The following is a 22,318-nucleotide window of genomic DNA, read 5'->3' on the forward strand; positions in this document are numbered from 1 at the left end:
TTGGGGATGCCACAGCTCCCCGCCCCCGACTACCCGGCCGATGTGCGTGCCAGGCTCGAAGCGGACGCGAAGGAGATCATCGCCCGCTACCCCGACAGCCGGTCCGCCCTGCTGCCGCTGCTGCATCTGGTGCAGGCGGAGGAGGGGTACGTCACCCGCACCGGCGTCCGGTTCTGCGCCGAGATGCTGGAGCTGACCACTGCCGAGGTCACCGCGGTGTCCACCTTCTACTCGATGTACCGGCGCAAGCCCTCCGGCGACTACCAGGTCGGGGTCTGCACCAACACGCTCTGCGCGGTGATGGGCGGCGACGCCATTTTCGAGGAGCTCAAGGAGCACCTCGGCGTCGGCAACAACGAGACGACCGAGGACGGCAAGGTCACCCTCGAGCACATCGAGTGCAACGCGGCCTGCGACTTCGCCCCTGTGGTGATGGTCAACTGGGAGTTCTTCGACAACCAGACGCCGGAGACAGCCAAGCGGCTCGTCGACGATCTGCGTGCGGGACGGCAGGTCCAGCCCACCCGCGGCGCTCCCCTCTGTACGTACAAGGAGACCGCGCGGATCCTCGCGGGCTTCCCCGACCGGCGCCCCGGCGCCGTCGAGGCGACCGGCGGGGCCGGACCCGCCTCGCTGATCGGCCTGCGCCTCGCCAAAGGCGAGCAGCCGGCCGCCCGGGTGGTCGCCCCGCGCGGTGAGGTCGCCCACGATGCCCCGCAGCCCGGGTCCGAGCACCTCAGCTCGCACGACGCGCCACAGCAGACCTCGGACTCCGACCCCGCGCACCCGGCCGGGCCCGCAGCCGAGGAGGGGGAGTGATGACCTTGGCACCCGAGCTCAACGAGACGAGCCCCGAGAAGCTCCTCGCGCCCGTCCTCTCCGCCTTCTGGGACGAGGCGGAGCCCTGGACGCTGGACACCTACCGGCGGCACGAGGGGTACGAGGGGCTGCGCAAGGCGCTGGCCATGTCGCCCGACGACCTCATCGCGTACGTCAAGGACTCCGGACTGCGCGGCCGCGGCGGCGCCGGCTTCCCCACCGGAATGAAGTGGCAGTTCATTCCGCAGGGCGACGGAAAGCCGCACTATCTTGTTGTCAACGCCGACGAGTCGGAGCCCGGGACCTGCAAGGACATCCCGCTCCTCTTCGCCAACCCGCACTCCCTCATCGAGGGGATCGTGATCGCCTGCTATGCGATCCGGTCGAATCACGCGTTCATCTATCTGCGCGGTGAAGTCGTCCCCGTACTGCGACGGCTGCACGAAGCCGTGCGCGAGGCGTACGAGGCGGGCTACCTCGGCAAGAACGTTCTCGGCAGCGGACTCGACCTCGAACTCACCGTGCACGCGGGCGCAGGCGCGTACATCTGCGGTGAGGAGACCGCGCTGCTGGACTCCCTGGAGGGCCGTCGCGGCCAGCCCCGGCTGCGACCGCCCTTCCCCGCGGTCGCCGGTCTCTACGCGTGCCCCACTGTGGTGAACAACGTCGAGTCCATCGCGTCCGTTCCCGCGATCCTCCAACGCGGCAAGGACTGGTTCAAGTCGATGGGCAGCGAGAAGTCCCCGGGCTTCACGCTCTACTCGCTCAGCGGCCATGTCACCAACCCCGGCCAGTACGAGGCCCCGCTCGGCATCACGCTGCGCCAGCTGCTCGACATGAGCGGCGGGATCAGGGCCGGGCACCGCCTCAAGTTCTGGACCCCGGGCGGCTCTTCGACCCCGATGTTCACCGACGAGCACCTCGATGTCCCGCTGGACTACGAGGGCGTCGGCGCCGCCGGTTCGATGCTCGGCACCAAGGCGCTGCAGTGCTTCGACGAGACCACGTGTGTCGTACGGGCCGTGACGCGATGGACCGAGTTCTACGCCCACGAGTCCTGCGGCAAGTGCACGCCCTGCCGCGAAGGCACGTACTGGCTGGTGCAACTGCTGCGCGACATCGAGGCCGGCAAGGGCGTCATGTCCGATCTCGACAAGCTCAACGACATCGCCGACAACATCAACGGCAAGTCCTTCTGCGCGCTGGGCGACGGTGCCGCGTCCCCCATCTTCTCCTCGCTCAAGTACTTCCGCGAGGAGTACGAGCAGCACATCACCGGCAAGGGCTGCCCCTTCGACCCTGCCAAGTCGACCGTCTGGGCCGACAAGCACCTGGAGGTGAACGCATGACTGAGGCGTATGCGCCGAGCCCCGGCCGCGGCTTCGCCGCCCACCGCCCTGCGGGCGAAGCACCGCAGTCCGACTCACCTCGTGCGGAGGTACGGGCATGACCGTCACGACGTCCAACCCCGCCGGAGGCGGCAGCGCGGCCGTTCCGCCGGAAGATCTTGTCTCGCTGACGATCGACGGCATCGAGATCTCCGTCCCCAAGGGCACGCTGGTCATCCGGGCCGCCGAGCTGCTGGGCATCGAGATCCCGCGGTTCTGCGACCACCCCCTCCTCGACCCGGTCGGCGCCTGCCGCCAGTGCATCGTCGAGGTCGAGGGCCAGCGCAAGCCGATGGCGTCCTGCACCATCACCTGCACCGACGGCATGGTCGTCAAGTCGCAGCTCACCTCGCCGGTCGCAGAGAAGGCCCAGCGCGGTGTGATGGAGCTGCTGCTGATCAACCACCCGCTGGACTGCCCGGTCTGCGACAAGGGCGGCGAATGCCCCCTGCAGAACCAGGCCATGCAGGTGGGCGACCCGGACACCCGCTTCGAGGGCCGTAAGCGCACATACGAGAAGCCCGTGCCGATCTCCACACAGGTGTTGCTCGACCGTGAGCGGTGCGTGCTCTGCGCCCGCTGCACCCGCTTCTCCAACCAGGTCGCGGGCGACCCGATGATCGAGCTGATCGAGCGGGGCGCCCTCCAGCAGGTCGGCACGGGTGAGGGCGACCCCTTCGAGTCGTACTTCTCCGGCAACACCATCCAGATCTGCCCGGTGGGCGCGCTGACCTCGGCGGCGTACCGATTCCGCTCCCGCCCCTTCGACCTGGTCTCGTCGCCGAGCGTGTGCGAGCACTGCGCCGGCGGCTGCGCGACCCGCACCGACCACCGGCGCGGCAAGGTCATGCGGCGCCTCGCGGCGGAGGACCCCGAGGTCAACGAGGAGTGGCTCTGCGACAAGGGGCGCTTCGGCTTCCGTTACGCGCAGAAGCCGGACCGGCTCACCACCCCTCTCGTACGCAATGACGAAGGCGTCCTGGAACCGGCGAGCTGGCCGGAGGCGCTGGAGGCGGCGGCCCGCGGGCTGAGCGGGGCGCGCGGCCGGGCCGGTGTCCTCGTGGGCGGCCGGCTCACCGTCGAGGACTCCTATGCGTACGCCAAGTTCGCGCGCGTCGCCCTCGACACCAATGACGTCGACTTCCGGGCGCGCGTGCACAGCAGCGAGGAGGCCGACTTCCTGGCCGCCCGCGTCGCCGGGCAGGGCCGCGATCTGGACGGCAGCGGCGTCACCTACACCTCCCTGGAGAAGGCCCCGGCCGTACTGCTGGCCGGGTTCGAGTCCGAGGAGGAGGCGCCCGGCGTCTTCCTGCGGCTGCGCAAGGCGCATCGCAAGCACGGCCAGCGCACCTTCGCGCTGGCCACGCACGCCACCCGGGGTCTGGCGAAGGCGGGCGGCACGCTGCTGGCCGCCGCCCCCGGCACCGAGACCGAGTGGCTGAACGCGCTGGCGGCCGGCACCGGTCTGGAGGGCGACGGCGCGAAGGCGGCCGAGGCGCTGCGCTCCGCAGGCGCGGTGATCGTGGTCGGCGAGCGGCTCGCGGCCGTGCCCGGCGGACTCACCGCCGCCGCACGGGCCGCCACCGCGACCGGTGCCCAGCTGGTGTGGATCCCGCGCAGGGCGGGTGAGCGCGGCGCCATCGAGGCGGGCGCGATCCCCTCGCTGCTGCCCGGCGGCCGCCCGGCCACCGACCCGCGGGCCCGTGAGGAGACCGCGGCGGCCTGGCGCGTACGCGAACTCCCGCACCGCTACGGCCGCGACACCGGCCAGATCGTCGAGGCCGCGGCCACCGGCGAACTGGGCGCGCTGCTGGTGGCGGGCGTCGAGGTCGCGGACCTGCCCGACCCGGCACGCGCACGCGCGGCACTCGACGCGGTCGGCTTCCTGGTCTCTCTGGAACTGCGGCCGAGTGAGGTCACCGAGCGGGCGGACGTGGTCTTCCCGGTCGCGGCCGTCGCCGAGAAGCCGGGCACGTTCCTCAACTGGGAGGGCAGGGCGAGGCTGTTCGAGGCCGCGCTCAAGCCGGAGCAGATGACCCGCCGCCTGGCGCCGACCGACGCGCGGGTGCTGCACATGCTCGCGGACGCGCTCGACGTCAGCTTCGGGCTGCCGGACCTCAAGTCCGTACGCACGGAGCTCGACCGGCTCGGCGGCTGGCAGGGCCCCCGGGCCACCGAGCCGACGGAGTCCGCGCAGTCCCTGCCCCGACCGGGCGAGGGCGAGGCGGTCCTCGCGGGGCACCGGCTGTTGCTCGACCAGGGTCTGCTGCAGCAGGGCGACGAGGCGCTGGCGGGTACTCGCCATGCGGCGGTCGCCCGGCTCTCCGCGGCGACAGCGGCCGAGACGGGCGTCAAGGACGGTGACGTCCTGGCCGTCAGCGGCCCGGCCGGCTCGGTCCGGCTCCCGCTCCAGGTGAGCGAGATGCCCGACCGGGTGGTGTGGCTGCCGCTGAACTCCGTGGGCGGCGGCGTCACTTCGGACACCGGCGCCGTCCCCGGACAGCTCGTCCGCATCGGCCCGGCGGCGCCGGAAGTCGTCCCCGCTGACGCACCGGAGGTGCAGTCGTGAACCCGACCCTCCTCGCGGCCGAGGATCTCTCGATGTTCGGGCACGACCCCTGGTGGCTCGTCGTCATCAAGGCAGTGTTCTGCTTCGCCTTCCTGATGATCACCGTGCTCTTCTCCATCGTGTGGGAGCGCAAGGTTGTCGCCTGGATGCAGCTGCGCATCGGCCCCAACCGGCACGGGCCCTGGGGCATGCTCCAGTCCCTCGCCGACGGCATCAAGCTGATGCTGAAGGAAGACGTCATCGTCAAGCGCGCGGACAAGGTCGTCTATGTCCTCGCGCCGATCGTCGCCGCGATCCCGGCCTTCATGGCGATCGCCGTGATCCCCTTCGGTCCGGCCGGCAACGAGATCTCGATCTTCGGCCACCGCACCACGATGCAGCTCACCGACCTACCGATCGCGATGCTCTACATCCTCGCGGTCGCCTCGGTCGGCATCTACGGCATCGTCCTCGCCGGCTGGTCGTCGGGCTCGACGTACCCGCTGCTCGGCGGACTCCGCTCCTGCGCGCAGATGATCTCGTACGAGATCGCCATGGGCGCGGCCTTTGCCTCCGTCTTCCTCTACTCCGGGTCGATGTCGACCTCGAAGATCGTCGAGGCGCAGGCGGACCGCTGGTACATCATCCTGCTGCCGGTCTCCTTCATCATCTACATCGTCACGATGGTGGCCGAGACCAACCGCGCCCCCTTCGACATGCCGGAGTCCGAGGGCGACCTCGTCGGCGGCTTCAACACCGAGTACAGCTCGATCAAGTTCGCGATGTTCATGCTGGCCGAGTACGTCAACATGGTCACCGTCTCGGCGGTCTCGGTCACCCTCTTCCTGGGCGGCTGGCGGGTCCCGTACCCGGTCTCCACTCTCTGGGAGGGCGCGAACCACGGCTGGTGGCCGATGCTCTGGTTCGTCATCAAGGTCCAGCTGCTGCTGTTCTTCTTCATCTGGCTGCGCGGCACGCTGCCCCGGGTCCGCTACGACCAGCTGATGAAGCTCGGCTGGAAGGTCCTGATCCCGGTATCGGTGGTCTGGCTGATGCTGGTGGCGACCGTACGGGCGCTGCGGAACGAGAACTACGACTTCCAGCAGATCGTGCTGTACGTCGGCGGCGCGGTGATCGCGGTGCTGCTGCTCTCCTTCGTCGCCGACATGTTCCGCGGCAAGAAGGAGAAGGAGGCGGAGGCCGCCAAGGGCGAGCCGCCGGCCTTCGACCCGATGGCGGGCGGTTTCCCCGTACCGCCGCTGCCGGGACAGACCCTGCCGCCCGTGCCCCGTCGACGGCCGCGCCGTGAGCGCGAGTTGATTGTCAGTGGTGGCACGGACACTGTGAGTGACGGTCCTGGTGACGGAAAGGAGGCTGACGGTGTCTGAGGAACCTGAGAACAAGTTCGAGAATCCGGTTGCCGGCTTCGGCGTGACCTTCAAGGCAATGTTCAAGAAGCGGCTGACCGAGCAGTACCCGGAGCAGCAGAAGATCACGGCGCCGCGCTTCCACGGCCGGCACCAGCTCAACCGCCATCCCGACGGGCTTGAGAAGTGCATCGGATGCGAGCTGTGCGCCTGGGCCTGTCCGGCGGACGCGATCTATGTGGAGGGCGCGGAGAACACCGACGAGGAGCGCTACTCCCCGGGTGAGCGCTACGGCCGCGTCTACCAGATCAACTATGCCCGCTGCATTCTGTGCGGACTGTGCATCGAAGCCTGCCCGACCCGGGCGCTGACGATGACCAACGAGTTCGAACTGGCCGACAGCAGCCGGGAGAACCTCATCTATACGAAGGAGCAGCTGCTCGCCGGACTCGAGGAGGGCATGGTCGACTCCCCGCACTCGATCTTCCCGGGCACGGACGAGCAGGACTACTACCGGGGCCTGGTCACCGAGGCCGCTCCCGGCACGGTCCAGCAGGTCGCCGTCTCCAAGGGGGAGAAGGGCGAGGAGGTGGACGTATGAACACGCTTGCCGCCTCCACCACTTCGGCGGGTGAGGCCTTCCAGTTCTGGGTCCTCGGCACCATCGCCGTCCTCGGGGCGCTCGGCACGATCCTGATGAAGCGGGCCGTGCACAGTGCGCTGAGTCTCGCCGGAACCATGATCGTCCTGGCGGTCTTCTACCTCGCCAACGGCGCGTACTTCCTCGGTGTCGTCCAGATCATCGTCTACACCGGCGCGATCATGATGCTGTTCCTCTTCGTCGTCATGCTGGTCGGTGTCACCGCCGCCGACTCGCTCAAGGAGACGCTGAAGGGCCAGCGCTGGTGGGCCGCTGCCTGCGGGCTCGGCTTCGGTGTGCTGCTGATCGCCGGAATCGGCAATGCCTCGCTGAAGACCTTCAACGGGCTCGGTCCGGCCAACAGCGCACACGGCGGCAATGTCGAGGGACTCGCCCGGCTCATCTTCACCAAGTACGTCTTCGCCTTCGAGATCACCGGCGCGCTGCTGATCACGGCGGCCGTCGGCGCGATGGTGCTCACGCACCGGGAGCGCACCGAGCGCGCCAAGACACAGCGGGAGATGTCCGAGGAGCGCGTACGCGGGAAGCAACTGCCGCCGCTGCCGGCGCCCGGTGTCTACGCCCGGCACAACGCCGTGGACATCCCCGGTCTGCTGCCGGACGGCACCACGTCCGCGCTCACCGTCAGTAAGACGCTGCGGGAGCGCGGCCAGATCCGCGATGTGTCGAGCGCCGCGCTGAACGACCTCAAGGCGCTGGAGCAGCGCTCGGAGGAGCGGCTCGGACGGGACCAGGAATCGCCGGAATCGCAGCAGTCGCAGCAATCGCGCGAAGGGAAGGTCGCGAAGTGAATCCCGTCAATTATCTGTATCTCGCGGCGCTGTTGTTCACCATCGGCGCGGCAGGGGTGCTGATCCGGCGGAACGCGATCGTGGTCTTCATGTGCGTCGAGCTGATGCTCAACGCCTGCAACCTCGCGTTCGTCGCCTTCTCCCGGATGCACGGCAATCTCGACGGCCAGATCATCGCCTTCTTCACGATGGTCGTCGCCGCCGCGGAGGTCGTGGTCGGGCTCGCGATCATCGTGTCGCTGTTCCGCTCCCGCCACTCGGCCTCGGTCGACGACGCCAGCCTGATGAAGCTGTAAGGGGTCGCTGAATCGTGGAGAACCTGATTGCGCTGCTTGTCGCGGCGCCCTTGCTCGGAGCGGCGGTCCTGCTGTGCGGCGGGCGGCGGCTCGACCGCAGCGGCCACTGGATCGGCACGCTGCTCGCGGCCGCGTCGTTCGTGATCGGCGTGGTGCTCTTCGTCAACATGCTGGGCAAGGGCGCGGAGGAACGCACCCTGCACAGCACGCTGTTCAGCTGGATCCCGGTCGGGAGTTTCCAGGCCGACGTCGCCTTCCAGCTCGACCAGCTGTCGATGACGTTCGTCCTGCTGATCACCGGTGTGGGCTCGCTGATCCACCTCTACTCCATCGGGTACATGGAGCACGACGAACGGCGACGCCGCTTCTTCGGCTATCTGAACCTCTTCCTCGCGGCGATGCTGCTGCTGGTCCTCGCCGACAACTACCTTCTGCTGTACGTCGGCTGGGAAGGTGTCGGTCTCGCCTCGTATCTGCTGATCGGCTTCTGGCAGCACAAGCCCAGCGCGGCGACCGCGGCGAAGAAGGCATTCCTCGTCAACCGCGTCGGCGATATGGGCCTGTCGATCGCGATCATGCTGATGTTCACCACCTTCGGGACCTTCACCTTCGGCCCGGTCTTCGGGGCGACGGGGGACACCTCGGAGGGCAAGCTCACCGCGATCGGTCTGATGCTGCTGCTCGCCGCCTGCGGCAAGTCGGCCCAGGTGCCGCTGCAGTCCTGGCTCGGGGACGCGATGGAGGGCCCGACCCCGGTCTCGGCCCTGATCCACGCGGCGACCATGGTGACCGCCGGCGTGTATCTCATCGTCCGCTCCGCCGCGATCTTCAACGCGGCCCCGGACGCACAGTTGGCGGTCGTGGCCGTCGGCGCCGTGACGCTCCTCTTCGGTGCGATCGTCGGTTGCGCGAAGGACGACATCAAGAAGGCGCTGGCCGGTTCGACGATGTCGCAGATCGGCTACATGATCCTGGCGGCGGGCCTCGGTCCGATCGGCTACGTCTTCGCGATCATGCACCTGGTGACGCACGGCTTCTTCAAGGCCGGGCTCTTCCTCGGCGCCGGTTCGGTCATGCACGGCATGAACGACGAGGTCGACATGCGCAAGTACGGCGGCCTGCGGAAGTACATGCCGATCACGTATGTCACCTTCGGTCTCGGCTATCTGGCCATCATCGGCTTCCCGGGTCTGTCCGGCTTCTTCTCCAAGGACAAGATCATCGAGGCGGCCTTCGCCAAGGGCGGCACGGAGGGCTGGATCCTCGGTGGCGTGGCCCTGCTGGGCGCGGCCATCACCGCGTTCTACATGACCCGCGTGATGCTGCTGACCTTCTTCGGTGAGAAGCGCTGGCAGCCCGACGCGGAAGGCAATGAACCGCATCCGCACGAGTCCCCGAAGTCGATGACCATCCCCATGATCGTCCTGGCCTTCGGATCGGTCTTCGCCGGCGGATTCTTCAGCATCGGCGACAGGTTCCTGAACTGGCTGGAGCCCGTCACCGGGCACGCGCACGGAGACTCGCCGCTGAGCGTGGCCACGATCACCGGAGCGACCATGGTCTGCCTGGTCATCGGCGTCGCCATCGCCTGGGCGATGTACGGACGCAGGCCGGTGCCGGTACTCGCGCCCCGCGGCTCGCTGCTCACCCGGGCCGCCCGCCGCGATCTCTACCAGGACGACTTCAACCATGTGGTCCTGGTCCGCGGCGGCGAACACCTCACCCGCTCCCTGGTCTACGTCGACCACACCCTGGTCGACGGCGTGGTCAACGGAACGGCCGCCTCGTTCGGCGGCCTTTCGGGCCGGCTGCGCAAGCTGCAGAACGGCTACGCCCGCTCCTACGCGATCTCGATGTTCGGCGGTACGGCGATCGTCATCGCCGCGACCCTGCTGATGAGGGCGGTCTGAGATGTCCTTCCCGATCCTGACGGCCACGGCGGCGATCCCGGCGATCGGCGCCATCGCCACCGCCGCCGTGCCGGCCGCGAGGCGCACCGCCGCCAAGTGGCTGGCGCTGCTCTTCTCGCTCGCCACGCTCGTACTGGCCGCGGTCGTGCTCGTACGATTCGAGCCCGGCGGCGCCCGCTATCAGCTCACCGAATCCCACACCTGGATCAAGGACTTCGGCGTCCGGTACGAACTGGGCGTGGACGGTATCGCGGTGGCGCTCCTTGCACTGACCGCGCTGCTGATCCCCTTTGTGATCCTGGCCGGCTGGCACGACGCCGACCCGCTGGAAACGAAGAGTTCGCGCTGGCGGCCGACCCAGGGCTTCTTCGCCATGATCCTCGCCGTCGAGGCGATGGTGATCCTCTCCTTCGAGGCCACCGACGTCTTCCTCTTCTACATCCTGTTCGAAGCCATGCTCATCCCGATGTACTTCCTCATCGGCGGCTTCGGGGACCGGGCGCACGCGGGCGGCGACGAGGCGGCGGCGACCCAACGGTCGTACGCGGCCGTGAAGTTCCTGCTCTACAACCTGGTCGGCGGCCTGATCATGCTGGCCGCGGTCATCGGGCTCAATGTCGTCGCCGGGAGCTTCTCGCTCACCGAGATCGCCGCGGCGCGGGCGAACGGCTCGCTGGACATGGCGACCAACACCGAGCGGCTGCTCTTCCTCGGCTTCTTCTTCGCCTTTGCGATCAAGGCGCCGCTGTGGCCGCTGCACACCTGGCTGCCCAACGCCATGGGTGAGGCGACCGCGCCGGTCGCGGTGCTGATCACCGCGGTCGTCGACAAGGTCGGCACCTTCGCGATGCTGCGCTTCTGCCTCCAGCTGTTCCCGGAGGCGTCGAAGTGGGCCACGCCGGTGATCCTGGTGCTCGCGCTGATCAGCATTGTCTACGGAGCGCTGCTCGCGGTCGGCCAGCGCGATATCAAGCGGCTGGTCGCCTACGCCTCGATCTCGCACTTCGGCTTCATCGTCCTGGGCATCTTCGCGATGACCACCCAGGGCCAGTCCGGCGCGACGCTCTACATGGTCAACCACGGGATCTCGACCGCCGCACTGATGCTGGTGGCCGGCTTCCTGATCTCCCGGCGCGGCTCGCGACTCATCGCGGACTACGGCGGAGTGCAGAAGGTCGCCCCGGTGCTCGCCGGCACCTTCCTGATCGGCGGTCTGGCGACGCTCTCCCTGCCGGGCCTCGCGCCATTCGTGAGTGAATTCCTGGTCCTGGTCGGCACGTTCGCGCGCTATCCGGTGGCCGGGATTGTCGCCACCACCGGCATCGTGCTCGCCGCGCTCTACACCCTCGTCCTCTACCAGCGGACGATGACGGGCCCGGTGAAGGCCGAGGTGTCGAAGATGCCGGATCTCAAGGCCCGTGAGCTGGTGGTGGTCGCGCCACTGATCGCGCTGCTGCTCTTCCTCGGCGTCTTCCCGAAGCCGCTGACGGACATCATCAACCCGGCGGTGGAGCACACGATGTCCGACGTACAGAAGAAGGACCCCCAGCCCGAGGTGGAGGCGGCCAAGTGAGCACTACAGTTGTCCACAGCCTGTGGACGACGGCGGCCGAGCCGATCGACAAGATCCCGGCCCCGAGTGTCGAGTACGCCCAACTGGCACCCGCGCTGATCGTTGTCGGCGCCGCTGTCGTGGGCGTGCTCGTGGAGGCCTTCGTCCCGCGCAAGGCCCGCTACTACGTGCAGGTGTTCCTCACCGTCGTCGCCCTGGCCGCCGCATTCGCCGCGGTCGTCGGGCTCGCGGCCGGCGGATACGGCACCACCAAGGCGCATATCGCGGCGATGGGCGCGATCGCGATCGACGGTCCGGCGCTCTTCCTGCAGGGCACCATCCTGCTGGCGTCGCTGGTCGCCGTCTTCACCTTCGCGGAGCGGCGCCTCGACCCGGCGGCGCACGGCAACCGCATCGACTCGTTCGCCGCGCAGGCCGCGTCCGTACCCGGCAGCGACAGCGAAAAGGCAGCGGTCAAGGCCGGGTTCACCACCACCGAGGTCTTCCCGCTGGCGCTCTTCGCGATCACCGGCATGCTGGTCTTCCCGGCCGCCAACGATCTGCTGACGCTGTTCGTGGCACTGGAAGTCTTCTCGCTCCCGCTCTACCTCCTGTGCGCCGTCGCCCGCCGCAAGCGGCTGATGTCGCAGGAGGCCGCGGTGAAGTACTTCCTGCTCGGTGCCTTCTCGTCGGCCTTCCTGCTGTTCGGTATCGCGCTGATGTACGGGTACGCGGGCTCCGTCTCGTATGCGAAGATCGCGGGCGTCGTCGACGGCAGCGTCCGCACCATCGACCCGGCGCTCGCCGACACCATGGGGAACGACGCGCTGCTGCTGATCGGCGGCGCGATGATCCTGACCGGGCTGCTCTTCAAGGTCGGCGCGGTGCCGTTCCACATGTGGACGCCGGACGTCTACCAGGGCGCGCCGACTCCGGTCACCGGCTTCATGGCCGCGGCCACCAAGGTCGCCGCCTTCGGCGCGCTGCTGCGGTTGCTGTACGTCGTGCTGCCGGGGCTGAGCTGGGACTGGCGGCCGGTCATGTGGGCCATCGCGATCGTAACCATGCTGGGCGGTGCGATCGTCGCGATCACCCAGACCGACATCAAGCGGCTCCTCGCGTACTCCTCGATCGCGCACGCCGGCTTCATCCTCGCCGGTGTCATCGCAACGACGCCTGAAGGTGTCTCGTCCGTTCTCTTCTACCTGGGTGCGTACTCCTTTGTGACGATCGGCGCGTTCGCGGTGGTCACGCTGGTGCGGGACGCGGGCGGCGAGGCGACGCATCTGTCCAAGTGGGCGGGGCTGGGCCGTCGTTCACCGCTGGTGGCGGCCGTGTTCGCTGTCTTCCTGCTGGCCTTCGCCGGTATCCCGCTGACCTCCGGCTTCACCGGGAAGTTCGCGGTCTTCAAGGCGGCGGCAGAGGGCGGCGCGGGTGCGCTGGTCGTGGTCGGTGTGATCTCGTCGGCGATCGCGGCGTTCTTCTACATCCGGGTCATCGTGCTGATGTTCTTCAGCGAGCCGAAGGCGGACGGCCCCACGGTCGCCGTGCCGTCGCCGCTGACGATGACGACGATCGGGGTGGGTGTGGCGGTGACGCTGGTGCTCGGTGTGGCGCCGCAGTACTTCCTGGACCTGGCGAGCCAGGCGAGCGTGTTCGTGCGGTAGCCGGGCTGCTGAGCGCTCGCCGTGGTGTCTTCGTTTTCAACGACGCCACGGCGAGCGCTTTTTCATGCCGCGAGGAGCGCGCCGTGTCTCGCGCAGCCGCGGCAGCAGCCCGGCTCGGCGGCCCGAAGGCGCGGACGCAGGATTCGCAGGTGTCCATCGGCACCTGCGCACGCGCCTTCGGAACCCCTTGCATCGCAAGAAGAGCGGACCGGTATCCCTCGGACTTCCCCTGGTTCCTCATCAAAAGCCCCAGGTCGCACAAGGGTGATCAGGAGCGCGGAGACCAACAGGGCGGTCTGATGCAGGCCTGGTCGGTCAGATACATGCCGTTCATCCCGGCCGCCCTCAAGTCCGCGAAGCCCTTGGTGCCTGTTTCTGAAGCCCTGGCAGGTCTAAGCTCCGCGGATGACCTTGGAATGGGAACAGGTAATTGTTCACTCGGTAGATCCGGTGGCCTTGGGGCAGTGGTGGGCTACGGCTCTTGGTTGGGTTGTGGTCCACTCCTCTGATGAGGAGTTCGAGATCCGCCCGGAGCCGGATCGCCTGCCGGGGTTGGACTTCGTCCGGCTTGATGAGAGCAAGAAGGTCAAGAGCCGACTGCATCTCGACTTCAGGCCTGATGACCAGGACGCCGAGGTGGCTCGTCTGGTGGCTCATGGCGCACAGCGTGTTGATATTGGCCAGGGTGATCAATCTTGGGTTGTTTTGGCGGACCCCGAAGGTAACGAGTTCTGTGTCCTTGGCCAGCGACGTCAATAAGTGGCTGTTTTGTCTCGTTCATCGGGCGCCGCCCAGCGACGAATTGGTGCAGAGAAGACCGCGGCCGGGGTCTCCGGTGCCGAGGCCGGTCTCACGCCCGGCTGGTTGTACGACACGGTGTGCGTGACGATCTGGTCGCTGGGGAGTCGTTTCCGGGTGCGCTCCAGGTAGCCGAATGCCTCAAGTCCCGTAACGCAGCGGCGATCCGGACCTCGCCCTCGGGGAGGGCGGTGAGGGTCTTGATGTCGACGCGGGCTCCGGCGGGCACCGACTGGATGTGGACGGCCAGCGCGCCCTCGCGCGCTGGGTCTTTGCCTCGGTGCATTGAAGGCTTTTGATGTCGTGCCGCACCGGCTGGTGGCCGACCGAGACGGGCGGCCCCGCGTTCCGGTGGGGGCCGGTCAGAGCACAAGATCAAACTCGGCCCACACGGTTTTGCAGGGCGCCGGGCCGGGGGTGACGCCCCAGCGGTCGGCGAAGGCGTCGACGAGGATGAGTCCGCGGCCCGACTCGTCGTCTCCGGGGTGCCGGGCGACGGGGAGACGGTCACCGCGGGTGTCGGTCACCTCGATACGGAGAGTGCCCTCGGCGGCGGTGAGGGCGAGGCGGAAGTCCCGTCCGGGTACGCGGCCGTGCAGCGCGGCGTTGGTGGCGAGTTCGGCGACGACGTGGGCCGCCGACTCGAACGGCAGCCCCCAGGAGCGGAGTTGCTCCGTCGCCAGCAGGCGGGCAAGACGTGCACCTCTGCGGGTGGCGGAGAGCTGCACGCTGAACTGGCGGACGGTGGTGTCGGCTTGGGTGATTTCTGGGTTCACGTAACTCAGCGTGGCCGTGCGTGAGTAGCCTGAACAGTGATGATGCCGATGCGTACGGTGACTGTCAGGGGGCTGTCCAGGCCTGTACAGGCTGTCCACCGTGACATTCTCGGAGGTGGGCTCGGATGAGCGTGGGCGGGGAACGTGCGGAGCACGCGGCGGAAGGGGCGGACGAGCCCGGCTGGGACGTCGATCCGGAGAACGACTCGGCGGCGGTGGTCGCGGCACTCGGCCACCAGCTCAAGCTCTGGCGGGAGGCGGCGGGGCTGCGGCCGGCCGAGTTCGGGGCGGCCATCGGGTACGGCGAGAACCTCATCTACAAGGTGGAGAGCGGCAAGCGCATCCCGAGGCCCGAGTTCCTGGACAAGGCTGACGAGGCACTCGGAGCGGGCGGAAAGATCGCCGCGATGAAGAAGGACATCGCGGAGGCGCGGTACCCGAAGAAGGTCCGCGACCTGGCGAAGCTGGAGGCGCAAGCGGTCGAGCTTGGGGCGTATGGCAACCACAACCTGCATGGGCTGTTGCAGACGGAGGAGTATGCCCAGGCGCTGTTTGAGATGCGGCGCCCCGCGTACTCACAGGACCACGTAGAACGGCTGGTGGCTGCGCGCATGGCACGACAGTCGATCTTCGACCGGTCACCGGCTCCGGCGTTCACGTTCGTCCAAGAAGAGATCACGCTGCGACGTCCGATCGGAGGCAGAATGGTCCTACGCAAGCAGCTCGAACGCCTGTTGGAGGTAGGTCAGTTGCGGAACGTCGAGATCCAGGTGATGCCGACGGACCTTGAGGACCACGCCGGCATGGGCGGTCGGATCCAGGTGCTGAAGTTCAGCGACGGTTCGGTGGTGGGTCGCTCCGACGACCAGTCGACCAGTGGCTTGGTCTCCGACCCGAAGGAGATCCGGATCCTTGAGCTGCGGTACGGAATCATCCGGGCGCAGGCTCTCACGCCAAGGGAGTCTCTGGCCTTCATCGAGAAAGTGCGGGGAGACACATGACCGACAAGCCCTCTGCTGGGAATGACGCCGGGCTGGACTGGTTCAAGAGCAGCTACAGCGACGACAGTGACAGCAACGAGTGCGTCGAGGTCGCAGCCACCCCCGGCACGGTCCACGTCCGCGACTCCAAGAACGCCCAGGGCCCCCGACTCGCGTTCACCGAAGCCCAGTGGGCGACCTTCGTGACGTACACGTCCAAGCCCTGACCCGCCGGGGGACCCCGCGGCCGGTCGCCGCAACCACGGATGACGTCGCTTGCCACGTGTCGCCCATCTAAGCGCTGTCCCGTAAATGATCTACGCCATGCCAGTTGACCAGACCGTCCGCGAGAAAATGCGCCTCGAACAACTCTGGGTGCGCGAGGCCTTGGAGGGCCGCTGGTTCGGCGAACTCCGCACGGTCTGCGACCACTTCATCGCTTCCTGCGCGTCCCGAGTCAGGGGCGCGGTGCGCTGGCACCTGGGCCGTGGCACGGCCCAGACCCGGTCGATCGTCGCGGAGCGCCCTCGGTACATAGGGGATCGGGAGGCGTGGGAGAAGGGGCGGCCCTGACACCCCGGCCCGCCGGTACCGACCCCGACACCGCTACCGATGCCGTCCCGGGCGAGGCGGGTCACGTTACGTCGCGATGACCGATGCCCTCCTGAATCGGGGTGCCTAGTGTCATCTCGTCCCTGGTGGCAACGGATCGGAATCGGACCCGCATGCGTCTGCTCACGTACCTCGTCGGCTGCAGTGTCGACGGCTTCACCGCCGGTCCTGACGGACAGTGCGACCCCTTCGGCTTCGACGGCGATCTCAAGGCCGCCGTTCTGGCCGAGTACCCCGAGACCGTCCCGGACCATGCCCGCAGGCCGCTGGGCGTCGTCAGCACGGCGAACAGATTGTTCGACACGGTCGTCATGGGGCGCGGCGTCTACGAATCCGCTCGGGCGGCCGGTGCCGACAGCCCGTATCCCTGGCTGCGGCAGTACGTCGTCTCCTCGTCCCTGAAACGGCCCGCGTCAGGCGTCGATGTCGTCGCCGGGGACCCGGCGGAGTTCGTCCGCGGGCTGAAGCGGCGGCCGGGCATGGGCATCTGGCTGTGCGGCGGCCGGGTGCTGGCCGGGCGCTTGCTGCGCGAGGTCGACAAGCTCGTGGTCCACCGCCACCCGGTGGTGTTCGGGGCCGGCGTTCCGCTGTTCCACGCGGCATTCGACCCTGCCGCCTTCACGCTGACCGACTTCCGGGTCTTCGCCACCGGCGCGACTGTCACTACGTACACCAAGCAGTAGGAGCAAACGTGTTGTTTCGCCCCACGACCGAGGCCGATCAAGAGTGTGTCGCAGCGGTCATCGTGGATGAACCGGTGGGCTGGATCGACGCCGACCGCTACCTGGACGAGTTGAAACAGGGGATGTACCGGCCGGAGTGGACCTGGATCGCCGAGGACGACGGGCGGATCGTGGGCCGTTCCTTGTGGTGGGGGCAGCAGGACAGCGCTCACCCCGTCGCCCTGGACTGTCTGCATGTCGACCCGACGCTCCCGACCGCGCGGAGGTGGCGGCCGGGCTGCTGACCGCCGCGCTGCGGGCGTTCGCCGACGCCGGTGCGCCCAAAACTCCGCTGTACAACCTGACGCTGCCCGTCGGCTGGCGTGACACCCCGGCCGCGGTGGCCGCCGTGGAGTGGCGGCGCCGGGCCGCCGTGGCAGCAGGCCTCACGCACGAGGTGGAACGGCTGCGCCTGCAATGGACGGCCGACGTCGGCCTCCCCGCGTCCAGGGGCCGGCTGACGTTCGCCCCCGCTTCGGACGAGGAGTTCCTCCGGCTGTTCCGTCGGATAGCCGTCGGCAGCCTGGACGACGAGACCCGCAGGAACATCGCCGTCAAGGGCGCCGAAGCCACGGCCAGGGACGAGATGGACTTCTATCTCGGCTGCCCCGGTCGGCGCGAGTGGTGGCGCGTGGCCCACACGCCGGACGGGCAGGTCGCGGGCCTCGCCCTCCCCTCCGCGACACCGTATGCCCGCAACGTGGGCTACCTGGGCGTCGTCCCCGAGTTCCGCGGCCATGGGTACGTGGACGACCTCCTCACCGAGATCACCCTCATCCATGCGGAATCCGGTGCCGAACTGATCACAGCCACCACGGACACCGGCAACGCCCCCATGGTCGCGGCCTTCGCCCGCGCCGACTACCGGACTTCGGAGATCCGCATGCTGTATTCGGCGCCGGTGGCGTAGGGCGGAGAGACGGAGGCCCCTTCGCCCGAGGGAGACGGACGGTCGATGAAGGGCGGCAGCGGGCGCGCCGTATGAAGAGAGCCGTATGAGCCGTATCAAGAGAGGAGAGCCGGTCTGATGCCGGTTTTCATCGAAGAGTTCACCTTGGCCGGGAGCGACAGCGGTCCCTACGCGCTCACCACGGGCCCGGACGGGGCGCTGTGGTTCACGCTGGTTCACAGCGGGGGCATCGGGCGTCTCGTGCCCGGAGGGGTACTCACGCACCATCAACTCGATCCGGACTGCGGGCCGACGATCATCGCTGTCGGGCCGGACGACGCCTTGTGGTTCACCGAGCACCGGGCGCACCGCATCGGCCGGATCGCCCTCGACGGCAAGGTCGAGGAATTCACCGTGCCGACTGCGGAGTGCGGTCCGTTCGGAATCGCCGCCGGGCCGGACGGAGCGCTGTGGTTCACCGAGACCGCCGCCGACCGGATCGGCAGGATCACCACCGACGGCCGGGTGACCGAGTTCCCGCTGCCGGCCACGGGGACCTACCCCTCCGCGATCACCGCAGGCGCCGACGACGGGATGTGGTTCACCCTGAACCAGGCCGACGCGATCGGGCGGATCGGCATGGACGGAGCCGTCACTCTGCACCCGTTGCCGACCAGGTCCGCCGCCCCGGTGGGCATCGCGGCCGGGCACGACGGGGCGGTCTGGTTCGTCGAGATCGGTGCAGGGCAGATCGGGCGGATCACTCCCGACGGCGGGATCACCGAGTTCCCGCTGCCCGACCGGACGTCCCGGCCGCATGCCATCACCCCCGGCAGCGACGGCACGTTGTGGTTCACCGAGTGGGCCGGCAACCGGGTGGGCTCCCTCACCCCCGACGGCACTGTCACCGTGCACGACCTGCCGACCCCGGGCTCGGAGCCGCACGGGATCGCCCTGGGCCCGGACGGAGCTCTGTGGACGGCGCTGGAAATCGGCGCACTCGCCCGCGTCGGCGTCCGTGTCCGCACGCAACGAAGCAACGAAGCAACGAACAACGAGGGAACGAAAGGGAACGCTCATGAAGTACGCACTCGTGATCTTCGAGACCGATGAGTCGCGCCACCGGATCCGGACCGACCGGGCCGCTCACCGAGCGGCGTACGAGACCTGGATCGGCAAGATCGCGGCGGCAGGCAAACTGATCAGTGGCGATGCCCTGGACACCGAGTCGGCCTCCGCGGCGACCGTGCGCAAGACCACCGAAGCAGCTCCCGCCACGGTGACCGACGGGCCCGCACACCCCGGCGAGGAGACCCTGGGCGGCTGGTTCGTCATCGACGTGGCCGACCGTGAGGAAGCCGTGGAACTCGCCAAGGGGCTCGGCACCTTGGAGACCATCGAGATCCGGCCGGTGCTCGAAGGCGCCTGAGGACGGCCCGTTGCGGCATCGCCCCTCCCCCGACGTACAGTGTCGATCATGATGCTCGGTTGCTGGCCGGGGGGAGCGGACGGTGCAGGGGCGCGCAGAAGAAGGACGCCACATCGAGCGGATGCTCGCCAACTCTCGGCGCGGAGCGAGCAGTTCACTGCTGCTGCACGGCGAGGCCGGCATCGGCAAGACCACTCTCCTTGAGCATGCGGCCGCCCACGCGGACGGCATGCGCGTGCTGCGGGTCGAGGGCATCGAGTCGGAGATGGAGCTCGCTTTCGGAGGGCTCCATCAGCTCTTCCTGCCGGTGCTCGATCTACTCGACCGGCTGCCGGGACCCCAGGCCGGGGCTCTGCGCGCCGTCTTCGGCCTGAGCGACGAGCCCGTACGGGACCGTCTCACCCTGGGGCTCGCCACACTGTCGCTGCTGTCCGAGGCGGCCACGGGCGACCCCCTGCTGTGCCTGGTCGACGATCTGCAATGGCTCGACCGGCCGTCCGGGGACGCGCTGACCTTTGCCGCCCGGCGGCTGCGGGACGAAGGCATCGTCATGCTCTTCGCCACCCGCGGCACCTCGCCGGAGAGCGGATCGAGGGCGCTGCCGCGCGTACACGTCACCGGCATCGACCGGCGGTCGGCCGTGGCGCTGCTGCCCGGCCTCGCTCCCCCGGTCGCCGAGCACATCCTCGACCAGGCGCAGGGAAACCCGCTGGCGCTGCGGGAGTTGGCCGCCGCGCTGACCCCGGCGCAGCGCGCCGGACAGCTGGGGCCGCTGGCGCCGGCCGAGGCGCGGCCCGAGCTGCCCCATCAGCTCCAGGACGCGTTCGCACAGCAGATCCGCCGCCTTCCCGACGCGACCCAGCGCACTCTCGCGGTGGCCGCGGCCGACGACACCGGGGACCTTCCCACTGTGCTGGCAGCCGCGGGCCGGCTCGACGGGGAGGTCAGGGATCTAGAGCCCGCCGAGCGTGCCGGACTGGTCTTCGTCTCCGCGCAGAAACTGCGTTTCCGGCACCCCCTCATCCGGTTCGCCGCCTACCAACAGGCCCCGCTGGCCTGGCGGATCGCGGCGCACCGGGCGTTGGCGGCGGACCTGGACGGCGCCCAGCACGCGCACCGGCGCGCCTGGCACCTGGCCGCCGCGACGACCGGCCCGGACGAACAGGTCGCCGCGGAGTTGGAACGGGTCGCCGAGTGGGCCGGAAGCAGGCAGGCGATGGCGTCCGCGTCCGCGGCGTACGAGCGGGCCGCCCGCCTGACCGCCGATCCGCACCGGCACGCCCGCCGCCTGATCACCGCCGCGCAGAAGGCGAGCGAGGCCGGCCAGGACGAACGGTGCCGCGCTCTCACCGACCAGGTGTCACTGCCGTTGCGGGACCCAGGGATGGCGGCGGACTTCGCCCGCGTACGCTCCGTGGTCGAGCTCGGCTACGGCAGCCCCCGCCGGGCCGCCCGCATCCTGGCCGACTGCGCGGACACGATCTCGGCCGACCGCCCCGACAAGCTCGCGCCGCTGCTGACCGACGCCATCCACGCGGCCTTCTGCGCGGGCGACGCACCCCTCATGGTGGAGATCGGCGTCCGCACGCCCCATCTGCCGATCCTGGCCGTGCCCGCCCACCTCCTGGCGGGCGACCTGCCCGGCGCGCGCCGGGCCCTGGACACTCTCGTACGGGCCGGACGCCTCGCCGACGTCGGGCTCATGGACCAGTTGGTGACCGCGATCTACTGCCACCTGATGGCCGATCACGCGACCGCGCACGAACTGGCCGCCGCGGCGGTCGCCCACTGCCGCGAGCAGGGCATCGGTGGATGGCTGCCCACCACGCTGCATCTGCGCGCCCAGGTGGAGCTGGCGCTCGGCCGGCTCGACGACGCGCACGCACACGCCACCGAAGCGCTCCGGCTGGCCGACGGCTACGACCTGGACCACCGAGCAGCCCATCTGCGCGCCCTGTTGGCGGTGCTGGCCGCCGTCCAAGGGGAGGAGGCGCAGACCCGGAAAATGGCCGAACAGGCACTGGAGTACACCCGCCCGCGCGAGGTCGGACGGGGCGCGGCGGAGGCGCTGTGGGCGCTGGGGCTGCTCGACCTCGGCCTCGGGCGGGCGCAGGACGCGCTGCGCCATCTGGAGGCGGCCCGGCAGGCGGCGGGCCACCCCTTCCTGGCCCGGCACCTGTTGCCGGATCTGATCGAGGCGGCCGTGCGCGCCGGACATCCGGAAGGGGCGCGGGCACCCGCGGACCAGCTCATGACATGGGCGGCCGACCTCGGACAGCTCCACTTCACGGCCCAAGCGCACCGCTGCGCGGCCCTGACCAGCCCGGACACACAGGCCGAGCAGCACTATCTGGCCGCCTTGGACCTGCACACCGACGGTAACGACTTCGATCGGGCGCGCACCCAACTCCTCTACGGCGAATGGCTGCGCCGCTCGCGCCGCAAAATCGACGCCCGCGACCAACTGCGCACCGCACTGAAAATCTTCGATCAGCTGAACGCCCGACCCTGGGCCCACCGCGCTCGCACGGAACTCCAGGCAGCCGGCGAAACCCACGACCCGTCCGACGCCACCGACTCCCCCCTGACCCGCCTGAGCGCCCAGGAGCGCGAAGTCGTCCGCCTCGCGGCCACCGGCGCCACCAACCGCGAAATCGCCACGCACCTGTTCCTGAGCCCACGCACCGTCGGCCACCACCTCTACCGCGCGTTCCCCAAGCTCGGCATCAGCTCCCGAACAGAACTCGCCGACCTGCTCACGCCCTGACGGGCGCAGAAGAACAGGCAGGTCAGGAGCCCTTCCCGACCACAGGCACAAGCTGGGCCGAGCCGGGACGCCAGCTGCGACCGAGAGAGAACCGCTCGGGGGGACCCGTCTCGTTCCGAGGGCCTGTGCCAAGCCCCGCCGACCCAGCGGAGTCTTCCTCCGCAAGGGGGACGGAACCTCCGGTCACGCCGCGATCCCGAACAGAAACGTATCGTCCCGTTGGGAAGCTCACGGGGTGGACGGCTGCGAGGCCAATGTGATCATCGTGGCGCGGGGGCTCGCCCCGGCTGAGCAGCGCCTCAACCGGGGTTGGAGCGAGGCAGAGTGGCAGGCGGCCACGCCCGTC

The 22,318-nt window shown here is 69.1% G+C and carries 21 protein-coding genes; 20 read left to right on the forward strand and 1 reads right to left on the reverse strand.

Annotated features, from left to right (window positions below; all coding sequences use genetic code 11):
* Positions 1-6: 6 nt before the first annotated feature.
* The 11 genes from nuoE to ACFYXH_RS00560 all read left to right on the forward strand — a co-directional run bounded on the left by nuoE (position 7) and on the right by ACFYXH_RS00560 (position 13,758).
* Positions 7-819 carry an NADH-quinone oxidoreductase subunit NuoE gene (gene nuoE / locus ACFYXH_RS00510; protein WP_389560603.1) on the forward strand — a complete coding sequence of 271 codons (813 nt, stop codon included), beginning with the start codon at positions 7-9 and terminating at the stop codon, positions 817-819.
* Complete coding sequence (gene nuoF, locus ACFYXH_RS00515) at positions 819-2,168, forward strand: NADH-quinone oxidoreductase subunit NuoF (protein WP_327325414.1); 1,350 nt, start codon at positions 819-821, stop codon at positions 2,166-2,168. The genes nuoE and nuoF overlap by 1 nt, the downstream gene beginning before the upstream one ends.
* A 97-nt stretch (positions 2,169-2,265) precedes the next feature.
* On the forward strand, positions 2,266-4,776 hold the full coding sequence (locus ACFYXH_RS00520) for an NADH-quinone oxidoreductase subunit G (protein ID WP_389559383.1): 2,511 nt from the start codon (positions 2,266-2,268) through the stop codon (positions 4,774-4,776).
* Positions 4,777-4,808: 32 nt separating this feature from the next.
* Complete coding sequence (gene nuoH, locus ACFYXH_RS00525; protein ID WP_389560605.1) at positions 4,809-6,143, forward strand: NADH-quinone oxidoreductase subunit NuoH; 1,335 nt, start codon at positions 4,809-4,811, stop codon at positions 6,141-6,143.
* Positions 6,136-6,723, forward strand: a complete 588-nt coding sequence (gene nuoI / locus ACFYXH_RS00530; protein ID WP_389559384.1) for an NADH-quinone oxidoreductase subunit NuoI — start codon at positions 6,136-6,138, stop codon at positions 6,721-6,723. The genes nuoH and nuoI overlap by 8 nt, the downstream gene beginning before the upstream one ends.
* Positions 6,720-7,574, forward strand: coding sequence for an NADH-quinone oxidoreductase subunit J (locus ACFYXH_RS00535; protein WP_389559385.1), 855 nt, complete (start codon positions 6,720-6,722; stop codon positions 7,572-7,574). Before nuoI ends, ACFYXH_RS00535 begins: the two co-directional genes overlap by 4 nt.
* Positions 7,571-7,870 (forward strand): NADH-quinone oxidoreductase subunit NuoK, encoded by a 300-nt coding sequence (nuoK, locus tag ACFYXH_RS00540; RefSeq protein ID WP_069927518.1) that lies wholly within the window; start codon positions 7,571-7,573, stop codon positions 7,868-7,870. Before ACFYXH_RS00535 ends, nuoK begins: the two co-directional genes overlap by 4 nt.
* 14 nt (positions 7,871-7,884) lie before the next feature.
* On the forward strand, positions 7,885-9,780 hold the full coding sequence (nuoL, locus tag ACFYXH_RS00545) for an NADH-quinone oxidoreductase subunit L (protein WP_389559386.1): 1,896 nt from the start codon (positions 7,885-7,887) through the stop codon (positions 9,778-9,780).
* Position 9,781: 1 nt separating this feature from the next.
* Positions 9,782-11,353, forward strand: coding sequence for an NADH-quinone oxidoreductase subunit M (locus ACFYXH_RS00550; protein WP_389559388.1), 1,572 nt, complete (start codon positions 9,782-9,784; stop codon positions 11,351-11,353).
* Positions 11,350-12,999, forward strand: coding sequence for an NADH-quinone oxidoreductase subunit NuoN (nuoN, locus tag ACFYXH_RS00555; RefSeq protein ID WP_389559389.1), 1,650 nt, complete (start codon positions 11,350-11,352; stop codon positions 12,997-12,999). Before ACFYXH_RS00550 ends, nuoN begins: the two co-directional genes overlap by 4 nt.
* A 405-nt stretch (positions 13,000-13,404) precedes the next feature.
* On the forward strand, positions 13,405-13,758 hold the full coding sequence (locus tag ACFYXH_RS00560) for a VOC family protein (RefSeq protein ID WP_215016539.1): 354 nt from the start codon (positions 13,405-13,407) through the stop codon (positions 13,756-13,758).
* Between the two features lie 401 nt (positions 13,759-14,159).
* On the opposite strand, the gene ACFYXH_RS00565 is transcribed toward ACFYXH_RS00560, so the two are convergent.
* Positions 14,160-14,573 (reverse strand): ATP-binding protein, encoded by a 414-nt coding sequence (locus tag ACFYXH_RS00565; RefSeq protein WP_389559391.1) that lies wholly within the window; start codon positions 14,571-14,573, stop codon positions 14,160-14,162.
* 125 nt (positions 14,574-14,698) lie between these two features.
* On the opposite strand from ACFYXH_RS00565, the gene ACFYXH_RS00570 reads away from it, so the two are divergent.
* From ACFYXH_RS00570 to ACFYXH_RS00610, 9 genes are all read left to right on the forward strand, one after another.
* Positions 14,699-15,574, forward strand: a complete 876-nt coding sequence (locus ACFYXH_RS00570) for a helix-turn-helix domain-containing protein (protein ID WP_389559393.1) — start codon at positions 14,699-14,701, stop codon at positions 15,572-15,574.
* Positions 15,571-15,780 carry a DUF397 domain-containing protein gene (locus ACFYXH_RS00575; RefSeq protein ID WP_389559395.1) on the forward strand — a complete coding sequence of 70 codons (210 nt, stop codon included), beginning with the start codon at positions 15,571-15,573 and terminating at the stop codon, positions 15,778-15,780. Before ACFYXH_RS00570 ends, ACFYXH_RS00575 begins: the two co-directional genes overlap by 4 nt.
* Positions 15,781-15,877: 97 nt before the next feature.
* Positions 15,878-16,126 carry a hypothetical protein gene (locus ACFYXH_RS00580; RefSeq protein ID WP_389559396.1) on the forward strand — a complete coding sequence of 83 codons (249 nt, stop codon included), beginning with the start codon at positions 15,878-15,880 and terminating at the stop codon, positions 16,124-16,126.
* Between the two features lie 152 nt (positions 16,127-16,278).
* Positions 16,279-16,848 carry a dihydrofolate reductase family protein gene (locus ACFYXH_RS00585; RefSeq protein ID WP_389559398.1) on the forward strand — a complete coding sequence of 190 codons (570 nt, stop codon included), beginning with the start codon at positions 16,279-16,281 and terminating at the stop codon, positions 16,846-16,848.
* Positions 16,849-16,856: 8 nt separating this feature from the next.
* Positions 16,857-17,132 (forward strand): hypothetical protein, encoded by a 276-nt coding sequence (locus tag ACFYXH_RS00590; RefSeq protein WP_389559400.1) that lies wholly within the window; start codon positions 16,857-16,859, stop codon positions 17,130-17,132.
* Positions 17,114-17,797, forward strand: coding sequence for a GNAT family N-acetyltransferase (locus ACFYXH_RS00595; protein WP_389559402.1), 684 nt, complete (start codon positions 17,114-17,116; stop codon positions 17,795-17,797). The genes ACFYXH_RS00590 and ACFYXH_RS00595 overlap by 19 nt, the downstream gene beginning before the upstream one ends.
* A 117-nt stretch (positions 17,798-17,914) precedes the next feature.
* On the forward strand, positions 17,915-18,889 hold the full coding sequence (locus ACFYXH_RS00600; RefSeq protein ID WP_389559403.1) for a virginiamycin B lyase: 975 nt from the start codon (positions 17,915-17,917) through the stop codon (positions 18,887-18,889).
* Positions 18,855-19,205 carry a YciI family protein gene (locus ACFYXH_RS00605; RefSeq protein WP_389559404.1) on the forward strand — a complete coding sequence of 117 codons (351 nt, stop codon included), beginning with the start codon at positions 18,855-18,857 and terminating at the stop codon, positions 19,203-19,205. Before ACFYXH_RS00600 ends, ACFYXH_RS00605 begins: the two co-directional genes overlap by 35 nt.
* An 82-nt stretch (positions 19,206-19,287) precedes the next feature.
* Positions 19,288-21,972 carry an ATP-binding protein gene (locus ACFYXH_RS00610; protein WP_389559406.1) on the forward strand — a complete coding sequence of 895 codons (2,685 nt, stop codon included), beginning with the start codon at positions 19,288-19,290 and terminating at the stop codon, positions 21,970-21,972.
* The last annotated feature ends 346 nt before the right edge of the window (positions 21,973-22,318 follow it).

The organism is Streptomyces sp. NPDC002730, from assembly GCF_042888805.1.
Lineage (GTDB): Bacteria > Actinomycetota > Actinomycetes > Streptomycetales > Streptomycetaceae > Streptomyces.